This window comes from Fictibacillus nanhaiensis, assembly GCF_023715445.1.
GTDB classification, from domain to species: Bacteria; Bacillota; Bacilli; order Bacillales; family Fictibacillaceae; genus Fictibacillus; species Fictibacillus nanhaiensis_D.
The window spans coordinates 154,267-178,648 of the sequence record NZ_JAMBOD010000008.1; the positions used below are offsets into that span (position 1 = coordinate 154,267).

The 24,382-nt window shown below is 44.5% G+C and carries 19 protein-coding genes; 12 read left to right on the top strand and 7 right to left on the bottom strand.

The genetic code is table 11. The features are described from left to right. Window positions 1-272 precede the first annotated feature (272 nt). From M3196_RS18105 to M3196_RS18115, 3 genes are all read right to left on the bottom strand, one after another. Window positions 273-1,580, bottom strand: coding sequence for a four-carbon acid sugar kinase family protein (locus M3196_RS18105; protein ID WP_251323746.1), 1,308 nt, complete (start codon window positions 1,578-1,580; stop codon window positions 273-275). Beyond that, window positions 1,577-2,350 (bottom strand): DeoR/GlpR family DNA-binding transcription regulator, encoded by a 774-nt coding sequence (locus M3196_RS18110; protein WP_251323747.1) that lies wholly within the window; start codon window positions 2,348-2,350, stop codon window positions 1,577-1,579. Before M3196_RS18110 ends, M3196_RS18105 begins: the two co-directional genes overlap by 4 nt. 323 nt (window positions 2,351-2,673) lie before the next feature. Continuing rightward, window positions 2,674-3,441, bottom strand: coding sequence for a LamB/YcsF family protein (locus M3196_RS18115; protein ID WP_251323748.1), 768 nt, complete (start codon window positions 3,439-3,441; stop codon window positions 2,674-2,676). A 107-nt stretch (window positions 3,442-3,548) separates the two neighbouring features. On the opposite strand from M3196_RS18115, the gene M3196_RS18120 reads away from it, so the two are divergent. Then, complete coding sequence (locus M3196_RS18120; protein ID WP_251323749.1) at window positions 3,549-3,749, top strand: hypothetical protein; 201 nt, start codon at window positions 3,549-3,551, stop codon at window positions 3,747-3,749. Between the two features lie 167 nt (window positions 3,750-3,916). Here M3196_RS18120 and M3196_RS18125 read toward each other — a convergent pair whose 3' ends face one another. The 4 genes from M3196_RS18125 to M3196_RS18140 all read right to left on the bottom strand — a co-directional run bounded on the left by M3196_RS18125 (window position 3,917) and on the right by M3196_RS18140 (window position 11,927). After that, window positions 3,917-5,059: a glycerate kinase gene (locus tag M3196_RS18125; RefSeq protein ID WP_251323750.1), complete on the bottom strand. Its 1,143-nt coding sequence runs from the start codon at window positions 5,057-5,059 to the stop codon at window positions 3,917-3,919. 208 nt (window positions 5,060-5,267) lie between these two features. Beyond that, on the bottom strand, window positions 5,268-6,941 hold the full coding sequence (locus M3196_RS18130; protein ID WP_251323751.1) for an alpha-amylase family glycosyl hydrolase: 1,674 nt from the start codon (window positions 6,939-6,941) through the stop codon (window positions 5,268-5,270). Further along, window positions 6,942-9,602, bottom strand: a complete 2,661-nt coding sequence (locus M3196_RS18135; protein ID WP_251323752.1) for a glycoside hydrolase family 38 C-terminal domain-containing protein — start codon at window positions 9,600-9,602, stop codon at window positions 6,942-6,944. It lies immediately after the preceding gene. Window positions 9,603-9,965: 363 nt separating this feature from the next. Then, on the bottom strand, window positions 9,966-11,927 hold the full coding sequence (locus tag M3196_RS18140; protein WP_251323753.1) for a fructose-specific PTS transporter subunit EIIC: 1,962 nt from the start codon (window positions 11,925-11,927) through the stop codon (window positions 9,966-9,968). A gap of 166 nt (window positions 11,928-12,093) precedes the next feature. Here M3196_RS18140 and M3196_RS18145 point away from each other — a divergent pair, with 166 nt between their 5' ends. From M3196_RS18145 to M3196_RS18195, 11 genes are all read left to right on the top strand, one after another. Then, window positions 12,094-12,840: a MurR/RpiR family transcriptional regulator gene (locus M3196_RS18145; protein WP_251323754.1), complete on the top strand. Its 747-nt coding sequence runs from the start codon at window positions 12,094-12,096 to the stop codon at window positions 12,838-12,840. A gap of 321 nt (window positions 12,841-13,161) precedes the next feature. Continuing rightward, window positions 13,162-13,887, top strand: coding sequence for a CDP-diacylglycerol--serine O-phosphatidyltransferase (gene pssA, locus M3196_RS18150; protein ID WP_251323755.1), 726 nt, complete (start codon window positions 13,162-13,164; stop codon window positions 13,885-13,887). Window positions 13,888-14,014: 127 nt separating this feature from the next. After that, window positions 14,015-15,226, top strand: a complete 1,212-nt coding sequence (locus tag M3196_RS18155; RefSeq protein ID WP_251323756.1) for a M20 metallopeptidase family protein — start codon at window positions 14,015-14,017, stop codon at window positions 15,224-15,226. A 168-nt stretch (window positions 15,227-15,394) separates the two neighbouring features. Further along, entirely contained in the window at window positions 15,395-16,810 is a 1,416-nt protein-coding gene (locus tag M3196_RS18160; RefSeq protein WP_251323757.1) for a sensor histidine kinase, read from the top strand. Then, window positions 16,807-17,385: an ANTAR domain-containing response regulator gene (locus M3196_RS18165; RefSeq protein WP_251323758.1), complete on the top strand. Its 579-nt coding sequence runs from the start codon at window positions 16,807-16,809 to the stop codon at window positions 17,383-17,385. The genes M3196_RS18160 and M3196_RS18165 overlap by 4 nt, the downstream gene beginning before the upstream one ends. Window positions 17,386-17,513: 128 nt before the next feature. Further along, entirely contained in the window at window positions 17,514-18,977 is a 1,464-nt protein-coding gene (locus M3196_RS18170) for an NAD-dependent succinate-semialdehyde dehydrogenase (RefSeq protein WP_251323759.1), read from the top strand. A 1-nt stretch (window position 18,978) separates the two neighbouring features. After that, a complete protein-coding gene (locus tag M3196_RS18175; RefSeq protein WP_251323760.1) occupies window positions 18,979-20,400 on the top strand; it encodes a glutamine synthetase family protein in 1,422 nt (473 codons plus the stop codon). A gap of 31 nt (window positions 20,401-20,431) precedes the next feature. Beyond that, complete coding sequence (locus M3196_RS18180) at window positions 20,432-21,199, top strand: SDR family NAD(P)-dependent oxidoreductase (RefSeq protein WP_251323761.1); 768 nt, start codon at window positions 20,432-20,434, stop codon at window positions 21,197-21,199. A gap of 208 nt (window positions 21,200-21,407) precedes the next feature. Then, entirely contained in the window at window positions 21,408-22,814 is a 1,407-nt protein-coding gene (eat, locus tag M3196_RS18185; RefSeq protein ID WP_251323766.1) for an ethanolamine permease, read from the top strand. A gap of 392 nt (window positions 22,815-23,206) precedes the next feature. Continuing rightward, window positions 23,207-23,536 (top strand): hypothetical protein, encoded by a 330-nt coding sequence (locus M3196_RS18190; protein WP_251323762.1) that lies wholly within the window; start codon window positions 23,207-23,209, stop codon window positions 23,534-23,536. Window positions 23,537-23,848: 312 nt separating this feature from the next. Continuing rightward, on the top strand, window positions 23,849-24,382 hold a 534-nt coding region (locus M3196_RS18195), incomplete at its 3' end, for an IS256 family transposase (RefSeq protein WP_276531433.1).

A 24,382-nucleotide genomic window follows, 5' to 3' on the forward strand; every position in this document is an offset into this window, starting at 1 on the left:
AAGTTCCTCCTTGGAATGTATCTTTTTAAATTTAGTGCTTTTTTAAAAAAATGTTGCTATTAGCTCTTTGTTGTAAAGCCACTTCATTGATAAGTTGGTTGGAGCGGAAGGTGCGAGACTCCTGCGGGATTAGCGGGACAGGTGAGACCCTTGCAGGCTTGAAGAGCCTAAGGGGCTCACCGCACGCCCCGCGGAAAGCGAGCATCCTGGAGCGGAAATCAACTGCTTCCAATAAGCGACAAAGTACTATCAGCCAAAAATTTTTGTAAAACTTAATTCACTTGTTTTGTAGACGTTTGATTGGCTAACAGATGCTTTATGATGGTGTGGATCGCTTTTTTGTCTCCAACCATGCCGCCCTTTGTAGCTAGCGGAATGCCATCAAAATATCCACCGATGAACTCGCCATAAGCGACGAGCGGCAGCACCTCGTCTTTTAGTTTGATTCCTTCTGCTCTTCCTACCGAGCAAAGGGAAGCTGTAACATCGCCGCCACTTGAGAAGCATCCGCCGATTTCGTAAGAGGTTGATTGAATGACGATACGTGTAATTTTACCTAACCCGTCAGCGATTCGTTTCGCTAACTGATCTTGACTTACGCCTTGCTCATCAGCTAATCGTTTAAGATCTAAACGCTTGGCTGATGGTGAATTGGTCGTGATAATCAAAATGTCCTGCTGACTGATTTGTTCTAAAGCTTGCTTTACGACACGATCAACTTCTTTTTCCCAGCTGTCTGAAATACTTGCCAGCTTACCTGCATCCACATAAACTGGAGTAGCATTTGTTTTATCGATCAGGTAATTCAGTTGTTGTGCGCTTAACGATGTCACACTGCCAACAGTTACAATGATCTTCTTACTTAATGTGTGCTGACTCGTGTACGCTTTTGAGTAATAAGCGGTGAGTGGTCCCGGATCGACGGGTACTAGCTGATAGTCATCGATTAATGCCATCGCATGTGCTATATCTTCAATCTCTTCATCTGTCACCGCATCTAAAACAAGGATACGGTTCCCTTCTTGGATCTGTCTCTTCAAGTCTTGTAAGATGATCTCTTTTCCTTGAAGAACGGTTTCAAGGCCGAGATGAGCAACACGATGTTCACTTTGTTTTCTAATAATAGAAGGGACATAAGATTCAGTCAGTGGTGTTACCGGGTCCTTTGCAACATCTGTCGCCTGAACAGGTACACCATTTACTAAAAGATATCCGCCAGATGTGATACGGCTTGAATCAGGAAACGATGCTACTACAACAGCTATTGATTTTTCGCCTAGTTCATTTAGAACCGTATCAATTTCAATGCCGATATTTCCTCTTACCGTGCTGTCGATTCGCTTGCATATCACATCAGCACCCCAGTTTTTCAGGTTTTCAAGGGATTTTTTAATGCGCATTTCTGCAACATCTTTTCTGGAATATCGGCTGTCTGTGTCAATACAGACCGCGTTATAGCTGCCAGAGACAGGAGGCTGATCGTAATAAACCATAGTTGCTGCCTCAAATCCTTGTTTTACGAGTTTGACTCCGGTTGCGTTAGCACCTGTTAAATCATCCGCAATGACGCCGACTTTCATGATTGCTCACCACCTTCAACGATTACAACATCCATATATTCATTTAATTTTTCTTCCGTTTCTGGGGTAATGTTATGGTCTGTGATCACCCCAGAAATCTGATTAAGATCACATACTTTTGTAAGTGACTTCTGATCAAACTTGCTTGAATCTGCTACCAGCCATGTTTTTTCTGACGCTTCAATCATGAGCTGTTTTATGGAAGCCTTTTCAAATGTAGGTGCCGTAACACCTGCTTTAAAATCAATCGCATGGGCTCCTAGGAAAAATACATCCACATGAATGTTCTTCAGCATTTGTTCCGTTAGTGATCCAAATAATGAACCTACGTTATTTTGAAGCTCACCGCCTGTAACGATGACCTTCACATCCGTATCAATCAGTTCTGCTGCAATCCTTATGTCATTTGTAACAACCGTTATGGTCTTTTTACCTTTAAGCAGTTTTGCAATTTCTAATGTTGTTGTTCCCGAATCTAATAGGATCGTTGAGTGATCTTGAATAAAGTCAATCGCTTTTTTGGCGATCAATTTCTTTTGGTCATTGAACTTACCTTCTTTGGAACGGAATGAAGATTCTACAACCAATGGTTTGCTTAAGATCGCACCGCCATGCGTCCGAATGATCTTCTCGTTTTCTTCTAGGTAAGCAAGATCACGCCGGATCGTCATCGCTGATACATTCAATTGGCTGACAAGATCCTCTATTTCTATTTTTCCATTTGCACTTAATTGTTTAAGAATTTCATCTCTGCGTTCTTTAGGCATCATTTTCATCACCTTTGTTAATTTCAAACACTTTATATTCTATATATTGTTCTAAACAAACATAAATGTCAACACTTTTGTTTAAAACGAACATTTTTTTATCGTTATTAGTGTACCGGCTGGGGTATTTTTAGCTAAATGAGGAATTAAATCCACAAAAAATGGCCATGAATCCAAAAGTTTAAGTGGTCAATCCACAAGTTTTAGCCTCCAATCCAAAAGTTTTTGTACTTTATCCACGAGATGTCATTTTCAGACTAATTTCGACACGCATCCTACAATAAAAAAAGCCGGCTCATTTCTCATGAGTCAGCTTTTCGTCTTCATTAAATACTGTCTCCAATTTTCCGAACTTGAATGCCTGACTCCTCAAGCGTCTGGCGGATCTTTTTGGCAAACGATAACGCATGCGCTCCATCTCCATGAATACAGACGGTATCAGCTTTAATGTCAACATCCACATCCTGCTGGGTCAGCACTTTCCCCTCTTTTACCATGCGAATCACTTGTGCCACTGCTTCATCGTCATCCTCTATCATGCAGTTCGGCAGCTTGCGGGAGGTCAGCGTGCAATCCTGTTGATACGTTCTGTCAGCAAAAACTTCTGATGCCGTGCGCAGACCTGCCTTCTCTCCTGCTTTCACGAGCTCGCTTCCGGCAAGTCCAAAAAGAATAAGATCTGGATTCACCTTATAGACGGCTTCCGCAATCGCTTCAGACAATTCGCGATTCACCGCGGCCATGTTATAAAGCGCGCCATGTGGCTTCACGTGCTGAATCGTTCCGCCTTCTGCTGTAACGAACGCCCATAACGAACCCATCTGATAAACCACCATCTCATACGCTTCTCGCGGTGAAATATCAATATTGCGGCGGCCGAATCCGGCTAGGTCAGGCAAGCCGGGGTGAACACCGATTCCAACCCCATGCTCTAGCGCCAGTTTTACCGTTTTTCTCATTGTGGCCGGATCGCCTGCGTGAAATCCGCAGGCAATGTTTGCTGATGTGACATACCTCAAAATTTCTTCGTCTGACCCAAGTTTGTAAGCACCAAAACTCTCACCCATATCGCAGTTAATATCAATGACACTCATGCAAAGGACCTCCTTGATTTTAAACACATGTTTAATTTACCCCAACTGTACGACAAGATTTAACTGTTGTAAAATGATTAGTAAAACAAAAAGGAGGTGAAAATAAAGTGGAAAAAATATTAAATGAGATTTTGTTAAAGTTGGACAATCTTGATAGAGGACAGAATGCTTTAGAAACCGGTCAGAACCAGATTGTTGCAAGACTAGCTACGTTAGAAACAGATGTAAAAGAGATTCGTGACGTTGTAACTCGTATCGAAGTTAGCCAAAACGAAGACGTGATTGCATTATTAAAAACCTTTCAATAAAAATATCGATGCAAAAACGGAAGCATTAAACAAAAGATTATTTCACGTAGAATCGAGAATGGAAGCCTCTAAGTAAATCCCCGACCATCGCACTTCAGGAATCACTTCAAAAATTCTCAAATCCTATTTAAAAATGAGGAAAGCCCCTTGAGAGCAAGGGGCTACATTTATTTAAGCTTTACTTTCAACAACCGCGCGATATTTTCCGACGTTTTCTCAACATTCACAGATCCGTTCGCCAGTGCTTCTTCCAGTGTAACCACACCGTTTACGACACTAAAAACTCCATCGATGCCATGTTCGAACACCGCTTCATAATCAGGGCCGATGCTGCCTGCGATCGCAATGACTGGAATATCTGCTGCAACCGATTTTGCCCGTTTCGCAACACCAACCGGAGCTTTACCATGAACGGTCTGTGAATCGATTCTGCCTTCACCTGTTATCACGAGAGAAGCATCACGAACCGCCTCCTCGAATCCGATGACATCTAGCACGAGATCAATTCCGCTTTGCAGTTTTCCATCCAAGAATGCCACAACACCAGCGCCGAGTCCACCTGCAGCCCCTGCTCCTGGCAGTTCATCCACTGGTATGAAAAGTACCCGCTCAACAACTTCAGCATACCTTTTTAAACTCTTATCTAATATACCGACCATCTCAGGGGTCGCACCTTTTTGCGGACCAAAGACAGCAGATGCGCCAAGCGGTCCAGTCAACGGATTCGTCACATCACACGCTACATCCACTTTTACCGATTTCAAGCGAGGATCCATCTCAGATACGTCAATCGTAAGCAGTTCGCTTAACGCTTCCCCGCCAGGACGAAGCTCTTCACCATTTACATCCAAAAACTTCACGCCAAGAGCTGAAGCCATCCCTGCTCCACCGTCGTTCGTCGCAGAACCGCCAAGTCCGAGTACGATGCGTTCTACTTTTTTATCCAGTGCATCTAAAATTAATTCGCCCGTTCCTCGAGTCGTTGTCACCAAAGGATTTCGGGATTCCCTCGGAACAAGGTGCAAACCGGAAGCGGCAGCCATCTCGATCACTGCCGTCTTTCCGTCACCAGTAATACCATAAAACGCATCCACTTTATCACCAAGCGGACCAGTCGCCTGGACTTCAACAATCCGGCCATCCGTCACATCTACCACTGATTGAACCGTTCCTTCTCCTCCATCGCCAACAGGAACGCGCACATATTCTACTTCCCCAAACACTTTCCGAAATCCAGCTTCGACCGCTGCACAAACTTCTGCAGCGGTCATACTTTCTTTAAAGGAATCGGGAGCGATGACAATCTTCATTGCATCCACCTTCTTTTATTTTTTGATCTTTACTAAATGATTGTTGCTTATGCAAGGATTTTTGTATTCATCTCCATAGTCAAGGAGTGCAAGGTGCGAGACTCCTGAGGGCGCAAAGTGCCAGGAGGTTCACCGCCCGCCCCTCGGAAAGCGAGCAACCTGGAGCGGAAATCAACTACTTTCAAAAACAACAATGATTTAACTTCTTTTATTTTTTTATCCACATGAACTGATACGGCGCGAGCTCCACAGTTTTTCCCACTGCTTCATTACTCCATAATTCTTGTCCGCCAAAAGGTAGATCAACATCAACTGTTTCATTTGCTGCGTTTACCACAAATAGAACAGTATCGCCTGTTTCTTCATTTCTTCTTACCAGTGCAAATACCTGCTCACCAAGCTCTAAAATCAATTGGGCTGCAAACGGTGAAAACGCAGTTTCCTCTTGGCGGGTACGAATTAACTTTTTCATTCCAGTAAACACTTTTTGTCTGCGCGTTGAAGTTTCCAGCTGCGCAACTAAATCTTCGTAATCAAACTTTTCACGGTTGATTCGTCGGTTGATACCTGACGCCTCTAAGCCATCATAGTCATTGGAAGAACCAAGGAGTGAGTGATAATAAACGGCAGGAACTCCCATAACCGAGAACAATACAGAATGAGCCGCTAGCATCTTCTGCACTTGCGCGTCCTCACTCAAGTCTTCATCCTTGTTAATAAGCGCGTCCATGTAATTGATGTTCAGCTCATAAGGAGACTCCGTTCCGTCCGGATTGCTCTTGTATGAAACGCGGCCGCCGTTCTTCAGCACTTTTTCAGCCAAAGCCGAACGCTCTTCTTCTGTTAAAATTCCTTCTGTAGGACGCATGCCGATCCCGTCATGGCTTGCTAAAAAGTTAAAGTACGTTGCAGCGTCCGAAACTTTTTCGATCGTTTTCGCCCACTCCGTTAACTTGCTTGCATCATGCGTCGTTAACGTATGCAGCACAAGCGGCGGCAGTGAAAACTGATACACCATGTGTGCCTCGTTCTCACCATTCCCAAAATAGCTGATGTTTTCCTTATGCGGAACGTTCGTCTCTGTGATTAGCTGTGTGTTTAATTTCAATTCTCTTAAAATCTCGCGCCACAACTGGATGATTGCATGCGTCTGCGGCAAGTGGATACACGTCGTTCCTGACTCTTTCCACATGAAGCCGATCGCGTCCAAGCGAATGCTTGTCCCGCCGCGATTCGCATACTCCAATAAAATATCTGTCATTTCTAAGAGCGCCGGAAAATGCTTAAAGTTCACATCCACCTGATCTTCAGAGAACGTTGTCCAAGCCGTTTTTCCGCCTTCATACTCATGAAAAAGCGGCGACGTACGCGGACGAACTACTTGTGTTGTGTCAAATCCTTCTTCGCGTGGAATGAAGTAGTTCTCATACTCCGGTTCACCCTTTAGGTAGCCTTGAAACCACTTACTTGATTTGGACATATGATTCGCCACAAAATCAAACATGAGGCGGTAATCGCCGGAAAAACGCTCAATATCAGACCAATCACCCAGGTCAGGATGAATCTCACGGTAATCCACTACCGAAAAGCCGTCATCAGACGTGTACGGAAACATCGGCAGCAAGTGAACATCCGTGATCTCATTTTTTGCGTATTCATTAATGAATTTGTTCAGCGTTTTTAACGTCGGCTGACTTTCTTCTTTAATGATGTCGCCGTACGTGATGAGATACACGTTTTTCTCAGAAAGTGGAGCTGTTTCGCTCCACTCTTTCTTTTTCCACGCTTCAACAAGATTTAACATCTCACTTTTATATTCAGGTGAAAAATCCTCACCATAGATCGTTTTTAGCAAACTCTCAACTTTTTCTGGAAAACTCATTTACGCATTCTCCTTCATAACCAGTTTCAGTGTGACGTAGCCTTTAGATCGGATTACCACTTCGTCCTTCACGTCGATCACGCTTTTTTCATTCAATTTCGTTTGCGCTACTGATTGAATGTGTTCGCTTGATAACACAACCGTCTGTTCTTCTTCACTCGGGTTAAACAAACGCAAAATAACGGAATTGTCATCGTGTGCTTTTTTCAACGTACTCAAGAAAACATCTCCTGTTGATTCAAACAAACTGAAGCTAGCTGGCAGAATATCAACCGGATACGGAATCTCAAAACGATCAAGTCGCTCTTCAAATGTGTTCAGCGTTTGCTTTTGATAGCTTAAAGAATGACCGCGATATTGGTCCACAAATTTAAACAACTGTTTAACATCATGACCTTTTCCGACATGAATCGCATACTCAAACGTCATCTTTTCCTGTATTTGAGCATCTGGTGTATACACGACCTTGTTGTTGATTCCGGATGCTCGTCCTGGTCTCCACGCCAAGTTATCACGGCCGAGCAACCCAACACTACGGAACAATGTCAGAGCCATCTCGCCTGTTTCCTTGATCAGCTCGTATTCCTTGATTCCTTTTGTTATAACAGCGGCAGTCAGTTCGCCATTCGTCGCACCAGCCAAGTTTTCGAGTGGATAGATCGGTACTGGGGCTTCAGCAAACTTCTGTTCACGCCATGTTTCCATATACGGATTAATTGTTGGTCGCTGAATCAAGCTAAAGCCTTGATCACCAAAGGAATAGTCCGGTGATGGAATCGATGTTTGAAGCAGTACTCGAACGCGGTGATCTTTTACATCGTTCTCGATGTCATGTGTTACTCGGATGAACTCTTCCCCTTTTTGAAGCTCAAAACGCGTTACGATCGCAAGTCCTTTTTGAACATCCCCAGATTTTCTGTCTTCCAAGTTGGCCGGAACGTTCAACACATGCACAACTTCCATGAACTCAGTCCCCGCACTTGCTTCAACGAATACAGACATCACTTTTTTCGAGTAGATCGCCGAATCTCCCTCTAATGGTGAGAAGTCATACGAGTCACCTGCGTCTGCCACATTTTCAAATCTCATAAAATCAGAAATTGTTTGGTCCGTTGATTTTACTTCAAGACTTAATACACCATTTTCCTCAAAAATTCGGAAATAGTCATTCTCGATTAAACGGCTGTTTAAAAACTTTTGTGATAGAACGTCATTATCTCCGCTTTCAACGACTTCGAATGTTTCGTAGCCCATCGCCGGTAAGTTTACATCGCGAAGCAGCACTTCGTTTCGGTAATAGCCAGGCGCTTCCACTTCCTTCTCGCCTTCAGCCGTAACGACGATCGTCTTACCGCCAGAGATGTACTCTTGGTTCAGAACATCCAGCGACACTTTGTTGCCATCTAAGTTTTGAACATTAAACTCTTTTTCCTTTGTAAAAAGAACAACTTTCTGCGATCCTTCAAAAGCTTTTGGCAGCAGGTGGAACACAACAAAGATAGAATCCTTGCCTAACTTACGGCTCACCGCCTCTGTCATCTGCTTTTTTAATAGATTTAAGCAGCCATCAGCCATTCGGATCACTTTTGTTAAGCGATTGACGATCTCCTGGTTCGTGTCATCCGAGTTGCATCCGCCGATGCTGTCATGCGCGTGCACGTCAAATAGCATCTTCCACATCTCATCAAGCCATTTTTGAGGATACTTAAACCCGATCGTGCTCGCCAAACTTGCCAATGGCTCGAGCTCATAGATCACTTTTTCTTCTGCCATATCGTTCAGCTTTTTGATGTCATAGCGCTGAGAACGAATCGTGTTATGGATTCTAGATTTTTGTGTCGCGATCAACTCCCCTTCGATCACGTTATCAAATTGGCCGTTTTCCCACGTATCTTTCATGAACGTTTCAAAATCTGAAAGCACATACTCGTGTTTCATATCGATTTCGTTTAATTTCTTCACCGTTTCAGGGAAATGTTCACGAACAAGCACCTGATCTCCGCCCGCTGGCAGCAGCAAGTTATCTGTATTAGCGTTCATGTCAGCGATTTTTTCTAAAATCGGCAGTAAACGCTCTTCCATATATTCAGAGTGAGCTGATAAAAACTTACCAGGGCCGTAGCCGAAGTAGATATTGTTCGCCTTCACGCTCTCCCCATCTGGTGATTTCCACGTGAAATTCAGATCACCATTTAGCTGATTTGTATAAATCCCGCGCTGCAGCACGCTATAGTCGATATTAAATTCTTTAAACATCGACGGAAGATACGTATTTTGACCAAAAATATCAGGGAGGTAACCAACATTCATGGAATGCCCCATTTTTTCAGCGATTCGCGTGCCATACATCAAGTTGCGTATCAATGACTCACGGTTTACAAGAAGCGAATCGGCCTGTGTATACCATGGCCCGACGAAAATACGCTTGTCTGCGATCAAACGAGCCAAACGCTCTTTCTCTTCAGGACGGATCTTTAAATACTCATCGATGATCGAGCTTTGCGCATCAAATACATAGCCTGTATATTCCGGATCGTTTTCCATCACGTCCATCAAACGGTCCATGTTTTCAACGAGTAATAGGTTTGAATCTTCTATTGTAAAGTACCATTCGCGATCCCAATGGGAATGCGGTACGACGTAAACTTTTTTCTGTTTCATGCTGGTTCCCTCCCAAGTTGCTCCACTCTTTTTCTCCACTTTTAACAGAAAGAGGGGTCATCTTTTTGAAAGATGCGCCCCTTTTCTTTGTTGCTTTTGAAAGTAGTTGATCTCCGTTCCAGGTGCTCGCTTTCCCCGGGGCGGGCGGTAAGCCTCCTTGGCGCTTTGCACCATTAGGAGTCTCACCTTCAAGGAAGAATATGTGCTCCTGCGTCTGCCAGAAAATCCGGCCGACGCGGGCTTCCTCGTCGCATGCCTTGCGAGAAGTATTCTCAAAGTCGCTGGGACGCAGGAGTCTCGCACCTTGCACTCCAATCAACTATTCAATGATGAACTACCAAAAACTTTAGAAAACACTATTTTTTAAGCTTGTCTATCTTTTTTCTTTAAAATCGCAAAACGGATGAAGATGTTTGCGAATGCGATGAATCCTGCACCTACTACTAGTCCAACAAGGTAAGCCCATAGATTTTCAACGAGCGGCCAGCCCCAGATTGCCGGAAGCGGCAGCCATTGAACCGCACCTAAAAGAACCGCTGTACTTGCGCCAAGGATGGCACCGATAATGTTGATCGGAATCGTGATCAACGGGTTGCGAAGCATGAACGGAATCGCACCCTCAGAGATTGCAAGGAATCCAAGCAATAAGGATGTGTTACCCGCAATACGAAGGTCAGCCGGGAATACACGGCGGCCTACTACATATTTGTCGATTATAACAGCTAGTCCAAGTCCGATCGGCGGAATAACAATCGCGAGTACACGAGCTGTTAACGGATACACTTCGTCAGCCGCAAGACCAATCGCAATCGCACCGGCCGCTTTGTTGATCGGTCCGCCTAAGTCAAAAGCAGTTGCAGACGCGATGATCGATGCCAACACGACATCTCCTGTACCTTGCGCTGCTTCGATCCAGTTACGAAGTACAACATTGAGCCCGCCAAACACCGGGTCAACAATATAAAAGTTTAAGAAGAAGATTGATAAAACTGAGATTGCTGGGATGATAAACATCGGTTTCATCGCAGCCAAGTTCCTACTTAACTGAATTTTTTGGTTCAAGAAACGAGCGATATAACCTGCTGCCAAACCAAGGATCAATGCACCTAAGAAACCAGACGGAATACCTTCCGGGTTGTTCCAGAACGTGTAATGAAGTCCGCCGGCAAAAGCTCCTCCGATAAATCCGGCTACAAGACCCACACGGTCAGCCAGTGAATACGCAACGAACGCCGCGAATATCGGATACATAAATTTAAAGATCAATCCGCCAAACTTGTCCAAGTGATGCAAGATAACGAATAGTTCATTTGAATGAGTTGCGTATTTCGGATCACCAAGTTCGTTTACGAGTCCAAAAGGCATTGCCCCAAGCTTCGCGATCCCCATCATGAGACCGCCTGCTACGATAACCGGAATCATGTATGAAATCCCTGTCATTACAGCTTGGACCATGTCCTTAAAGAACCCGCCGCCATTTGATGACGTTGTTGATGACTCTTCTGCGTCTCCTTGTTCAACCACTCCATCTGGATTGTCGAGCGCTTTTTGAATCAATTCTTTACCTCTTCTTAGTGGTTCCGCAACACGTGTTGCCACGTATGCTTTCCCTGCAAAACGTTCTTTTCGTTTCGGAGCGATATCTGTTGCGAAAATAACGGCATCTGCGTTTTTGATCACGTCAGCTGTTAGTTCATCTTCAATACCATTTGCCCCTTGTTTCTCAACAAGTACTTTAACACCAAGTTCGCGGCCCGCTTTTTCTAAAGCTTCAGCCGACATATACGTATGCGCGATACCTGTTGCACAAGCTGTAATCGCAACAAGTGTCTTCGTAAATTCTTTTTCAATTGGTGATTCTGTTTTTTCCTCGACATCCAGTCTGTTTAAAAAATCCTCAGTTGTTTCTGCAGCCATCAAGCCCTCCAAGTATCCGTCTCGCATTAAGTTTGTGCTCAATGTAGACAATACTTTTAAGTGGGTTGTACCTGCTTCACTTTCCGGGATCGCGATCAGGAACACGAGCTGAACTTTGTTGTTCGGGTCGATGCTTTCCCAATCTGCGAGTGGCGTTTTGAGGCGCGCCACCGCAAAAACAGCTTTTTTTACCGTAGAAGACTTACCATGCGGAATCGCAAGACCTTTTTCCATTCCTGTAGGAGATTGCTCCTCACGTTTTAAAACCGCTTCCAAAAAAGCGTCTTCTGATTCTATATAACCTTGCTTTTTAATGTTAGAAATTAGCTGCCGAATGATTTGCTCTTTGTTTTGAGCATCAACATCGAACATCACTAAATTCGGATGGGTCATGTTTCTAAGTTCCATGACGTTCACTCCAATCTTTCTATAGTATGAAAGCACTTTCAAATGTCTATACCTAAGTTTTAACACAAAAGTAAGCGTTGTCTTTGTACAGACTCTGTATATTTGTACAGAATGAAAAATGGGCTATACTAAGGGAAAGAAATGTGCGGAAAAGAGGAAGTCACTCATGGGGAAAGTCATAGATCAGTTCGGAAGCCACCTGGCCGATCTCACACCAACCGAAAAACAAGTACTTTACTATATTGATGGGAATTTGGATGAAGCGAAAAAACATTCATTAACCGGGATCGCAAAGGTAAATAACGTGAGCACCACAACCATTGTACGGATGTCACACAAACTCGGATTAGACGGTTTTTCCGAGCTGAAGTATATATTGAAGACGATCGAAAACCAGCAATCATTATTGGATGATCATCCGGTCGACCGATATAAAGAAGAGTTCGTTTCCGCATTTGAGACGATCCAGACGGCTGAACTAGAAAAATTGAGCGAGAAGATGGTGAACGCAAAACGTGTCATCGTCGTGGGAGTCGGCTTGTCCAAGATGATGGCTGAGTATTTTAGTAAACTTTTGATGCAGACGAACAAGCAAACTCACTATACTTACGAGTCACACATGATCGATCTGCTGCCAAATATGGTTGAGCCAAATGATCTGGTGTTCTTCATCTCATCGAGCGGCGAGACAAAAACATTGGTGCAGGCTGCGGAAAAATTGTCGTATAAAGTTGTTGATACGGCTGCGATTACGAACGCATCGGACTCGACTCTCGGTAAAATGGTGAAAACCAATTTAAGCATGACTGTTGACCGTGTGAAGTTTGCGGGATATGACATCACGGCGAGATCCACGTTGATGCTGCTGATTGATCTGCTTTTTGAGAGTTATTTAAAGAAGAGTGTGAAATAGGGACTTGCTCATTGAGTGAGTCCCTTCATTATTTGTGTTTACGGTACGTGTTCTTTTACCTGTTACACGTTCGCTCAAAGTGACCTGAGTTTCGCTCAAACTAAGCTTTCGTTCGCTCAAAATACCCCGCGTTTCGCTCAAACCACCCATACTTACGCTCACAAACAGCCGAGTTTCGCTCAACAACTATAATTCTACCTACCCATATCCCTTTTTTCTTCCCCAAAACTCTGTTAAGATTGTCATTTAACTAAAAAAGATTAACGTTTTGGCAGTAAATGGTCTATCATAGATATAGAGTACTTTTTAAGGACGTGTACAATGAAAAAACATATTCCGAATTTATTAACTCTAGGAAACTTATTCTGTGGTTTTCTTTCCATCGGTTATGCTACCCATGGCGATTTCCGAAATGCAGCAATACTTATATTTATCGCGATGATGCTGGATGCTGTCGATGGAAGAGCAGCAAGAATATTAGGCGTTTCAGGCACTCTTGGCAAGGAATTGGATTCCCTGGCAGACGTCGTTTCATTTGGTGTAGCTCCTGCATTTATAGCAGCAAACTCCTATTTTGCAGGTTTAGGTATGTGGGGTTACGTTCTTGCCGGTTTGTTTCCATTATTCGGTGCCTACCGACTTGCGCGCTTTAATATCACCGACTCGGAAGAATCCATGAAATACTTCAAAGGCATTCCGATCCCGCCGGCTGGTGGAATCATCGTCTTTTTAGTCTTTTTTGTAAAAATGATTCCGTTATGGGTATTCGTTCTGATCTTTTACGGAGTGGCGCTCATGATGGTCAGTACGATAAAAATTCCAAGTTTAAAAGACATACCGCTGCCAAGATACGGCACCATCATCACACTGTTTTTATTCTATATGTTTTATTTAGTTGCCAAGAACCAATTCGAAAGCGTTCCAATCTTCTTTTATGTCGCTTTAATCACCTATTTCTTATTCATTGGCATGAGGTTTATTAAAGTAAAAGAGATCAAAATCATAAGAAGAAAACGGAAACCTCGTAACAAGAGAAGACGCTTCTAACAAATTGACGAATTTCCAATCATCCTATACATTTATGAAAAAGTAAATACCATCAGCAAAGGAGCTTTCCATCACTATATTTCGGGTATAGGACTGGGGCTCCTTTTTTGTTCAGGAGGGATAAAACGTGTCTTTTTTACAATTAGCAGAATCCATCAAGCACCGAATCGTGGAATATCGTCGTCACCTGCACCAATATCCAGAGCTGAGTTTTTCCGAATACAAAACCGCTGAATTTGTTGCAAACATCTTAGAAGAAAACAATATCGAGGTGTTAAGAAACGTTGCAGAAACCGGTGTGGTGGGACTCATTAAAGGAGATTCACCTGGTAGAACCATTGCCTTACGAGCGGATATGGATGCCCTTCCGATCCAAGAACATACTGACCTACGCTTCAGCTCAAATAACCCAGGTGTCATGCATGCCTGCGGACATGATTTTCACACGTCTATTTTGCTTGGAGCCGCAATTCTTCTCAATCAAAACCGTCACCTGATCAACGGAAACATCAAGCTCATCTTCCAGCCCGGTGAGGAAAAATTGACCGGTGCTAAAAAAATGATTGAAAAAGGTGTGATGCGAAATCCTGATGTGGATGCGATCGTTGCGCTGCATTGCTGGCCTGACCTGCCTGCTGGAACCATCGGAATTCGAAAAGGGCCGATTACGGCAGCGGCTGATTTTCTCGACATCACGATCCACGGTAAAGCTGGTCACGCCGCACATCCTCATAAGTGCGTGGACCCGATCGTTATCGCAGGCCAAGTCGTTTCAACACTCCAAACCATCATTTCACGTGAGGTCGCTCCGACTGAACCAGCCGTCCTCACCATCGGAAAAATCAGCGGCGGGACAGCACCAAACGTCATTCCGTCAACGGTTCATCTGTCTGGCATGATCCGAACCGTGAACCCTGACCTGCAAAAAAGAATGCCTGAGATCATTAATCGCGTTGTGACGAAAACTGCAGAGAGTATGAACGGAGAAGCTGAGGTAACATACACAATGGCCACTCCTCCGCTGATCAGCGACGAATCAATGGTCGCACTCATCGATCATGTCGTTTCCGAAACGCTCGGACATGACCACTTAGTCTATCTCGAAAATCCATCTCTAGGATCTGAAGATTTTTCGTTTTACGCAGAACAAGTGCCTGGCGTTCTTTTCCGATTAGGCACACACAACGAAAAACCAGAATCAAAACTCTCACTCCATAACGCTGGTGTTATTTTTGACGAGAACGCACTAACAACAGGGGTTTCGGTCATGTGTGAAGCTGCCGTTCGTTTTTTAAGCAGTCAACCCGCATCCAAACAAGCTGCTACTGGAAAAGTTTGATTATTGACAGAATATTAACATTATTTTAGAATCAATCTATAAGTGAAAAGTACGTAAGCAAAGGGGCTATGTATGGAAATTCCTGCGGATTTAGCGGGGGTATTTGTGCCGCCCCTTTTTGTGTTTAATGAGTCAGCCTTCTTAAAGTAGTGAGAAAGGAGACAAACCATGCACCGTACCATTCAAGAACTTTGCATCGAATACACCACCTTAGCTCGTTCAGACATTGATATCATTATCGAAAAATCAAAGTCCCTTCAACTCACTGCCGATCTAACCCAAGCAAACCTTTTTATCGATTGTCCAGCAAAAGACGGCAAACACGCCATCGTCGTAGCTGAAGCAAAGCCTGCCCATGCTCCTTCTCTTTACTCAAAACCTGTTGTAGGAAAATATGCATATGCGTCCTTCGAGCCTGCCGTAGCTTTTACCCATAAAACAGGCAAGCCGATGAAACGAATGCGCGCCATCACCCAAGAAGCGAAATACGTCAAACAAAGTGTCGTACCTATCAAAAATGAAAACGGGGAAACGATCGGTTCACTCATCATGGAAGAAGACGTGAGCGAACAAGTAGATCATGAGAATAAAGTAAAAGCTCTATCTGAAACGAACGAACAGCTAAGTCAAACCTTGATCGGACTGACCGAGCAAGATTCGATCATCTCCAACATGATTCAGGAATCCCTTCTGCTCCTTCACCCTAAAGGCAGAATTCTGTATTACAACTCATGTGCAGGGTGTCTGATTAAAGAACTGGATGGAAAAGCGGAGATCCTTGATACATACATCCATGACAGGCTCCCTTTTATCACGGGAATCTATGATAATAGCGAAGGCATTCTGCAGCAGGAAGTGAACGTCGGAAATAAAGTGCTTGAAGTGAAACAGATCATCCTGGTGAATCAGCGCCAAATCACGGGAGTTCTCGTCGTGATCCGCGATCTTACGGAACTTCGGGAAAAAGAACGACAGCTCATGGTCAAGTCAGCCGTCATTCAGGAAATTCATCATCGTGTAAAAAACAACCTGCAAACGGTATCGAGTCTTCTGCGACTGCAGATGAAACGCGGCAGCGGTCCAGAAGGCATACAGCAAAGCTTAAACCGGATCTCCAGCATCGCGGCCGTTCATGAAGAACTTCTCGAAAGCTCCAAAATTGATGAAGTCGAGATCAAGCAGCTCATTGAACGAATCGGCCAGATGTCCATCCAAAGCCAGATGTGTGCAGACGCTGAAGTGAACATCGCGTTTCATGGCGAAGAGATGTACTTGAAATCTGATGTTGCCGTTTCCCTTGCTCTCACCATCAACGAACTCATCCAAAACTGTTTGAAGCATGCGTTTACACACCAGAATCAAGGAAACATCACCATTTATTTTTCAGATGTTCACGATCATTTCGAGGTCACGGTTGAGGACGATGGTGTCGGCTATACTTCCTCTACCCAATCATCGCTAGGACTCGATATTGTGAACACGATCGTATGTCACGACTTAGCAGGAACGTTCACCATCGAAAAAACAAAAAACGGTACAAAAGCGGTCATAACCTTTCCATTAAAAGAGGTGGAAGCAGTTTGAAACCTAAAATCATTGTGATCGAAGACGAAGCGATCTTACGAATGGACTTAAAAGAAATGCTAACAGACGCTGGCTATGACGTGATCGCGGAAGGTGATAACGGAGAAAAAGCGATCGAGCTTGCTTATCGGCTGCAGCCTGATTTAATGATCATGGACATTAAAATGCCAAAGATGGACGGATTAAAAGCAAGTAGGATCATCGCCAAACAAAACAAGACACCTATCTTGATGCTGACGGCTTTCAGTCAGAAAGAGTTTGTGGAAGATGCCAAAAAAGCGAATGTGCTCGGGTATCTTGTAAAACCCATCTCTGAGGCTAACTTGATTCCAGCCGTGGAAATCGCACTCTCTCAAGCTCAGCAGCGTGTGCAATATGAAGATGAACTTTTACAAAAAGATAAAAAAATGAATGCCCGAAAGCAGATCGAACGGGCAAAGGGCGTTCTCATGAAAGTAAAGAAACTGAACGAAAAAGCCGCCTATGAAAAGATGCGGAACTTCAGCATGAAGCAGCAAGTCTCGCTGGAACGCACAGCAAATGCCATTTTGAAAAAGTACGCGAATGATATATGACCAAGACATGTAAATAGAATCCCGGCAAAGACGCCTGAGAAATACATCCACCATGTATGTCCTTAGGCGTCTTTTGTCTTCTTCTACTCTACTATTCTCCAAAACTATCCTTACAGGAGGTAAGAAACATGGAAAAAACGACACTTAATTACCTATGGATCAATGGTGAGAAAGTCAGCACATCTGAGACGCTCGATGTTATTAATCCGGCGACTGGCGAAGTCATCGACCAAGTGCCTAACGGAGGTGAAAAAGAAACAAAGCTTGCGATCAACGCCGCCTATGAAGCTTTTAAACCGTGGAAGAAGTTCACACCCAAAAAACGAGAGTCGTACTTAGTAAAGTGGGCTGATAACTTGCTAGAGAACCGTGACGAACTGGCTGCTATATTAACCGAAGAACAAGGAAAACCATTAAGCGAATCGCGAGGTGAAATTGAAGGATGTGCAACGTTCATCAGATGGTACGCCGAGGAAGGAAAACGTGTTTACGGCGAAGTGATCACAGGCTCCAACGAAAACCAGCGGATCTCCGTGATCAAACAACCGGTTGGAGTATGCGGTTTGATCACACCATGGAACTTCCCTGGCGCGATGGTAGCACGGAAAACCGCTCCTGCTCTTGCAGCTGGCTGTACGGTCGTTGTGAAACCTGCGAGTGAAACGCCGAGAATTGCCATCGCGATCTTTGAACAGCTCATGAAGACTGGCATTCCAGCGGGGGTCGCGAATCTTGTAACCGGGAAAGCGTCTGTTATCGGTGAGACCCTATTTGAAGACAGACGCGTGAAAAAAATCTCGTTTACCGGTTCAACCGAAATCGGGAAACAGCTCATGAAGCGAGCAGCCGATCAAGTGAAGCGGATCTCGTTAGAACTGGGCGGAAATGCACCAGCGATCGTCTTCCCTGACGCGAACCTAGACCTCGCCGCTGAGAGAATCGTCGACAACAAGTTCGAAAACTGCGGACAGATGTGCAACGGCATAAACATCATTTATGCCCATGAAGAAATCAAGGAAAAGCTCACCGAAAAGATCGTAAATCTAGTAAAAGAGCTAAAAGTGGGCTCGGGGTCTGTCCCGGGGTCAGACCCCGTACAAATCGGCCCTTTAGTGAACGAAGCAGCACTCAAAAACGTTGAAGAACTGCTTCAAGACGCTAAAGCCAAAGGTGCAACCGTGTTAACTGGCGGTGAACGAACCGGAGACTCCAAAGGCTACTTCTTTAAGCCAACAGTACTCAGCGATGTCACACTCGATATGAAACTGACACAAGATGAAATTTTCGGTCCGATCGCACCTATCCTCTCTTTCCGCGATGAAAAGGAAGTCGTGGAATTTACAGAAAACAGCCCGTACGGATTAGCCGCTTATTTTTTCACTCGTGATGTAAACCGCGTCTACCGTATGGCGGAAGAGCTCGACTCCGGCATGATTGGTGTAAACGGGACATCGCTTAGTGTCCCTCAAGCTCCGTTTGGCGGCATTAAAGAAAGTGGCATCGGCCGCGAAGGCGGATTTTACGGATTAGAAGAGTTTCTTGAACTGAAATACATCTCACTCACGCTCGAAAATACGTCAGGAGGTTATTAAAATGAGTCAAGAAACAATCTTAAACCTATCTAAAAAGGAAGAGTCCAAGAAAACAGGATTAATCTCTAAAGAAACCTTACTATCATTGCTCGAAAACGGCTCAATCGACACGGTGAATCTAGCAATCTGCGATATGCAAGGAAGGCTGATGGGAAAACGTCTGACAGCTGCCTATTGTTTGGAGAACAACCTCGATAAAGGAACGCATTTTTGCAACTATCTGCTCGGTACGGACTTTGAGATGAACACGCCTGATGGCTATGAAATGATGAACTGGGAGAACGGCTACGGTGACTGGCTCGCCCTCCCCGACTGGTCAACGCTCCGTATCGTGCCTTGGGCAGACCGTACCGCCATCGTTTTTTGTGACGTGTACGACGAAAAGACCGGTGAACCCATCCCGATTGCACCACGTACCCTTTTGAAAAACCAAATCGAAAAAGCCGCCGCAAAAGGATTCGAACTCAACATGGCAAGTGAACTTGAATTCTACCTGTTCAAAGAGTCGTTTGAGGATCTTCATCAAAAAGGATATGAAGATGTAGAGACGGCAGGCCACATTAACGAAGACTACAATCTTCTTCAAGGAACGCGAAATGAACCCTTTTATCAAAAGATCCGCCGAAACATGGCAAAGGCGAATATTCCGATTGAATCTTCCAAAGGTGAAGCGTTTAAAGGACAGCACGAGATCAACATGCGCTACTCGGACGCTCTAAACGCTGCCGACAACCACATCATGTTCAAACACGGCATGAAAGAAATGTGCATGCAAGACAATTTATCCGTTACATTCATGGCGAAGCCGAACCATCAGTGGACAGGCTCGAGCGGCCACATCCACCTCAGCCTTTGGGATAAACGTGCCGGAGAGAATGTTTTTTATGATCCAGACGGCGGCACCTACAACATGTCTGAAACAATGCAGCATTTTTTAGCCGGTGTCTTAAAATACTCACGTGACTTTGCCCTATTTTTCGCACCATACGTGAACTCGTATAAAAGATACGCTCAGGAAAGCTGGGCTCCGGTAAACATCATCTGGAGTCATGACAACCGTTCATCCGGCTACCGAATTGTCGGTGACGGAAAAAGTCTGCGAATGGAAACGCGTATTCCTGGAGCGGATATGAATCCCTATTTAGCTTACACAGCCCTGATTGGTGCTGGACTTCAAGGCATTGAGGAGCGCTTAGAGCTTGAACCTGAATTCAAAGGCAACGCTTATAAAGATAAAAACATCCCGCGTATTCCCGGCTCGCTTTATGAAGCCATCCAATGCTGGGAAGATAGCGAAGTCGTCAAAAAAGTGTTAGGTGAAAAAGCAGCCTCCCACTACCTTTTTACCGCAAAACTCGAGCAAAAACAATTTGATCGCATCGTAACCAAATGGGAACGCCAGCGATATTTTGAGCAATGCTAGCAGATTATCTGACCAAGAGGAGGAACATCAAATGAGACTACAAGACAAAGTATGCATCATAACAGGGGCAGGCGGCGGGATGGGAAAAACCGCAGCTGATATGTTCGCAAAAGAAGGCGCAAAAATTGCAGTTTTTGAGATGAACGAAAAAAGCGGTTCGGAGGCTGCTGAAGCGATCCGCCAAGCTGGCGGTGACGCAACCTACTTTTATTGCAACGTAACTGATGAGCAAAGTGTCAAAAAAGCGGTTGGGGATACCATTGAAAAATACGGAAAAATCGACGTGCTCTATAACAATGCTGGCGTCATGATCGCGGAAGACCATTCTGTTATCGATACACCTGAAGATGCGTGGGACTTAGTCATGAACGTGAACGTTAAAGGAATCTATTTTATGTGCAAGTATGTCATTCCAGAAATGCAGAAGAATCAATCAGGTTCAATCATCAACATTGCGAGTTTCGTAGCGTTCCTCGGATGCAGTGTTCCACAGGATGCGTATACCGCTTCAAAAGGCGCGGTCAACGCTTTGACAAAATCACTTGCGATCCAGTTCCGCCCGGAAGGAATCCGAACCAACTCCATCTGCCCTGGACCGATCGAAACTCCGCTATTAATGGAATGGTTAGTTAAAGATGAAGAAGCAAAAAAAGTACGGTTATCGCGCCAACCTGCCGGGCGATTCGGAAAACCAGAAGATATCGTGTACGCAGCGATCTATTTGGCATCAGACGAGTCAGATTGGACAAACGGAGCACTATTAAACATCGATGGCGGGATTACATCGAACTATTTTTGATGGTTTTACTCTGATTTAGTGCCCGAAGACAGGGCTCGGGTGAACCAATCCACAAGATTCACCGCTTAATCCGAAAGTTTGAGCGGTGAATCCAGAAATTTTGGGGCTGAATCCACAAATTTTGTGCTTCAATCCACGAAATTTCACCTTATATCCACGAGTTTCAACTATGAACTTAAATTCGAAAGGAGTGTTTACATTGGGGGAAATGAATCAGGATAAGCAAAGGCTTCAAAAAGCGCTAAAGCCCATTCACTTGTGGGCGATTGCAGTCGGGATGGTTATCTCTGGTCAGTATTTCGGCTGGAACTATGGATTCGAACAAGGCGGTACACTCGGCTTGATGGGTGCCGCCCTCTTCATCACGATTTTCTATACGGCTTTTATATTCAGCTATTCCGAGCTCTCGACCTCCATCCCGCACGCCGGTGGTCCATCGGCTTACGCCAGGCGTGCGATGGGACCTTATGCCGGTTTTATGACAGGAATCTCGGTACTGATCGAGTTCGTGTTCGCACCACCCGCCATTGCCGTTGCGACCGGGGCGTACATCAACTTTCTTATCCCGGCGATCAACCCGGTTTATGCGACAGTTGCCGTGTTCGTCTTTTTCATATTGATCAACATGATCGGAGTAAAAGGAGCTGCACTTATCGAGCTCGTCGCAACAATCATCGCACTCATCGGACTCGCGATTTATTTTGCAGCTGGCTCCGCACACGTCCAACTCGACTACATTTTTAACGAAAATGCCCTTCCAAATGGATGGACAGGCATGTGGATGGCGATTCCGTTTGCCATCTGGTTCTATCTCGCGGTTGAAGGCGGTGCGATGGCAGCTGAGGAAGTACAAAATCCCAAAAAAGACATTCCAAAAGGCTTCATCGCCGGCATCTTAACACTTGCCATTTGTACAATGGGAACGCTCTTGATAACAGCTGGACTTGGCGGCGGTGTTGGCCAGCCTGCAGATAACCCGCTTCCACAGGCACTCGCTTCTGTTTACGGAGAATCACATTTCCTCCCTAAATTAGTTGCTGTCATTGGACTCGCGGGACTAATCGCGAGCTTGCATGGAATCATCATCGGCTACTCGCGTCAGACATTCGCCCTTTCACGCGCCGGATACCTGCCGAAATTTTTATCACGGTTATCCAAGCGTCAAATTCCAACATGGGGACTTCTCCTCCCCGGCGGAATCGGTGTTATTGCAGCAGCAAACGCCACATTTGCCAACCAGCTCATTATCCTAGCGGTATTTGGTGCTGCGATGATGTATTGCTTAAGCTTGGTTTCCCTGTTTATTTTAAGAAAAAAGGAACCGAACCTGCATCGGCCGTTTAAAGTCTCATACCCGCTCGTTCCAGGAGTGGCGATCGTACTCGGTGTCATCTCGCTATTTTGTGTAATCTATTACAGCGTGTTCAATCAATCACTGCCGTTGTTCGGGGTAAATGTTCCGCTTCTAGGAGTGCTTCTGTTTATTTATGGAGCGGCGACTGTCTATTACTTTGCAGTCGGGAAGCATAAACTCCTTCCGATCGAAGAAGAATTTGGCGTGTTTGATGAACTTGAGGCGGAGAGTAATGAGGAAATGATGAAGAAAGATGCTTAAGTTAGAATGTAATTAGCCATGCCAGATGCTGAAGAATTCAGTGTCTGGCTTTTCTTAAATTACCGTAACGATTCCCCGCAGGACTATTAAGGTTCATAGGATGACTCTTTTGGTTCATAGGACAGTCACTTTGGTTCATAGACCTATAAGATTGATTCATAGGCCGTTGACTTTGGTTCATAGACCCTTTACGTATTTAAAAAAACACCTCAGCTTTATGGTTGCAGCCGGTGCTCGGTTTATGCATTTATTTTTTATAAAAAATGGACTTACATCCACGATCGGACTATCATCTTTTCCCCTCTCCCTTCATATAATGAGTTAATACATGAAATATGGTTAAGCCATTACCGAAAGAAATGGACAAATCATGTTTTGAAGGGAGAGATCGTATGAGCGAATATCCGAACATGAGGGAGTTTTACCAGAAGGGGCTCATTCTTATCGGAGAGAATGATCGAGCGGCTCTTTTACAGAAATCTGGAGAAAACACTTCGCTCGAAGGGTCCACACACTGGCTCATCGCGATGGAAGGCAGCCAAAAGCAGCCCGATATTTATCATTGGAAGGTTCTTGTCTATCCTTCTGAAACAACTAAAGTCAATTGTTACAAGTCGCCGTACTACACATCAAAGCACTTTGCATCCATACACGATGCCATTAATTTTTCAAACGAGCTGAGCCAGAAAGCACGCGAAGATCAGATGAATACCCTCGAATAACCACATAGATAGATTACGAGTTTTACCCTCGCGTTTCTTTTTATCCTGGATTGTGAAATAGTGTACATAAGCCTTCATAACTACATAGAACACCGGATAATGAAGTGGATCAGAGCCAGTTCATTTTTATTATGTTTTTTAGGTGGGTGGAATGATCGGGCGTGTCGAACGGCGTCGACCCGCGAGTATATTAATATTTTCGTGAGATTCAAGATGATGTATAAAAGTATGTGTAAGCCTTTGCAGTAGACAAAAAGAAAAAGACAAAGTACTCTCGGTTTGTCCAGAACCTTTGAGAGGAGACTTTGTCTTTTGAATAATTCTACTATAAACCAACAAGATCTTGGAACGCAAATTGAAGAAATGGTAAAAAACTTTGTTCAGGAAAAGCTTGAGATGATTATGAGAGAAGAGATCCAAAACTTTCTTCATAATGAACAAGAAGAGGGTCAAAATTCTCGTAATGGTTACTACCAGCGTATCCTGGATACGAAGTACGGAAGGATCGATGACCTTACTGTACCAAGAGACCGGAATGGTGACTTTCATACAGCCCTTTTTGCCCCTTATCAACGCAGAGATGGTTGGCTGGAAGAAGCTATACTTAACCTGTATCAAAACGGAGTAAGTACGCGTCAAATCGGTAAATTTGTTCAACGAATGTTAGATGGAAACGGCTACTCCGCAGCTACTGTTTCAAATATCACAGAAAAGATTCGCGAAGACATTGATGAATGGCAAAACCGCCCTTTAGAAAGTGACTATTTAGCTCTCTATTTAGATGGGCTTTATTTCAGTGTGCGTCGAGGTACGGTCGAGAAAGAAGCCATCTATATTGTCTTAGGA

What these genes read in the sequence shown, in the direction of transcription:
- M3196_RS18105 (WP_251323746.1), bottom strand. Translation starts at nt 1,580, where the DNA reads ATGAAAGTCGGCGTCATTGCGGATGATTTAACAGGTGCTAACGCAACC.
- M3196_RS18110 (WP_251323747.1), bottom strand. Translation starts at nt 2,350, where the DNA reads ATGATGCCTAAAGAACGCAGAGATGAAATTCTTAAACAATTAAGTGCA.
- M3196_RS18115 (WP_251323748.1), bottom strand. Translation starts at nt 3,441, where the DNA reads ATGAGTGTCATTGATATTAACTGCGATATGGGTGAGAGTTTTGGTGCT.
- M3196_RS18125 (WP_251323750.1), bottom strand. Translation starts at nt 5,059, where the DNA reads ATGAAGATTGTCATCGCTCCCGATTCCTTTAAAGAAAGTATGACCGCT.
- M3196_RS18130 (WP_251323751.1), bottom strand. Translation starts at nt 6,941, where the DNA reads ATGAGTTTTCCAGAAAAAGTTGAGAGTTTGCTAAAAACGATCTATGGT.
- M3196_RS18135 (WP_251323752.1), bottom strand. Translation starts at nt 9,602, where the DNA reads ATGAAACAGAAAAAAGTTTACGTCGTACCGCATTCCCATTGGGATCGC.
- M3196_RS18140 (WP_251323753.1), bottom strand. Translation starts at nt 11,927, where the DNA reads ATGGAACTTAGAAACATGACCCATCCGAATTTAGTGATGTTCGATGTT.
- M3196_RS18145 (WP_251323754.1), top strand. Translation starts at nt 12,094, where the DNA reads ATGGGGAAAGTCATAGATCAGTTCGGAAGCCACCTGGCCGATCTCACA.
- pssA (WP_251323755.1), top strand. Translation starts at nt 13,162, where the DNA reads ATGAAAAAACATATTCCGAATTTATTAACTCTAGGAAACTTATTCTGT.
- M3196_RS18160 (WP_251323757.1), top strand. Translation starts at nt 15,395, where the DNA reads ATGCACCGTACCATTCAAGAACTTTGCATCGAATACACCACCTTAGCT.
- M3196_RS18170 (WP_251323759.1), top strand. Translation starts at nt 17,514, where the DNA reads ATGGAAAAAACGACACTTAATTACCTATGGATCAATGGTGAGAAAGTC.
- M3196_RS18175 (WP_251323760.1), top strand. Translation starts at nt 18,979, where the DNA reads ATGAGTCAAGAAACAATCTTAAACCTATCTAAAAAGGAAGAGTCCAAG.
- M3196_RS18180 (WP_251323761.1), top strand. Translation starts at nt 20,432, where the DNA reads ATGAGACTACAAGACAAAGTATGCATCATAACAGGGGCAGGCGGCGGG.
- eat (WP_251323766.1), top strand. Translation starts at nt 21,408, where the DNA reads ATGAATCAGGATAAGCAAAGGCTTCAAAAAGCGCTAAAGCCCATTCAC.
- M3196_RS18190 (WP_251323762.1), top strand. Translation starts at nt 23,207, where the DNA reads ATGAGCGAATATCCGAACATGAGGGAGTTTTACCAGAAGGGGCTCATT.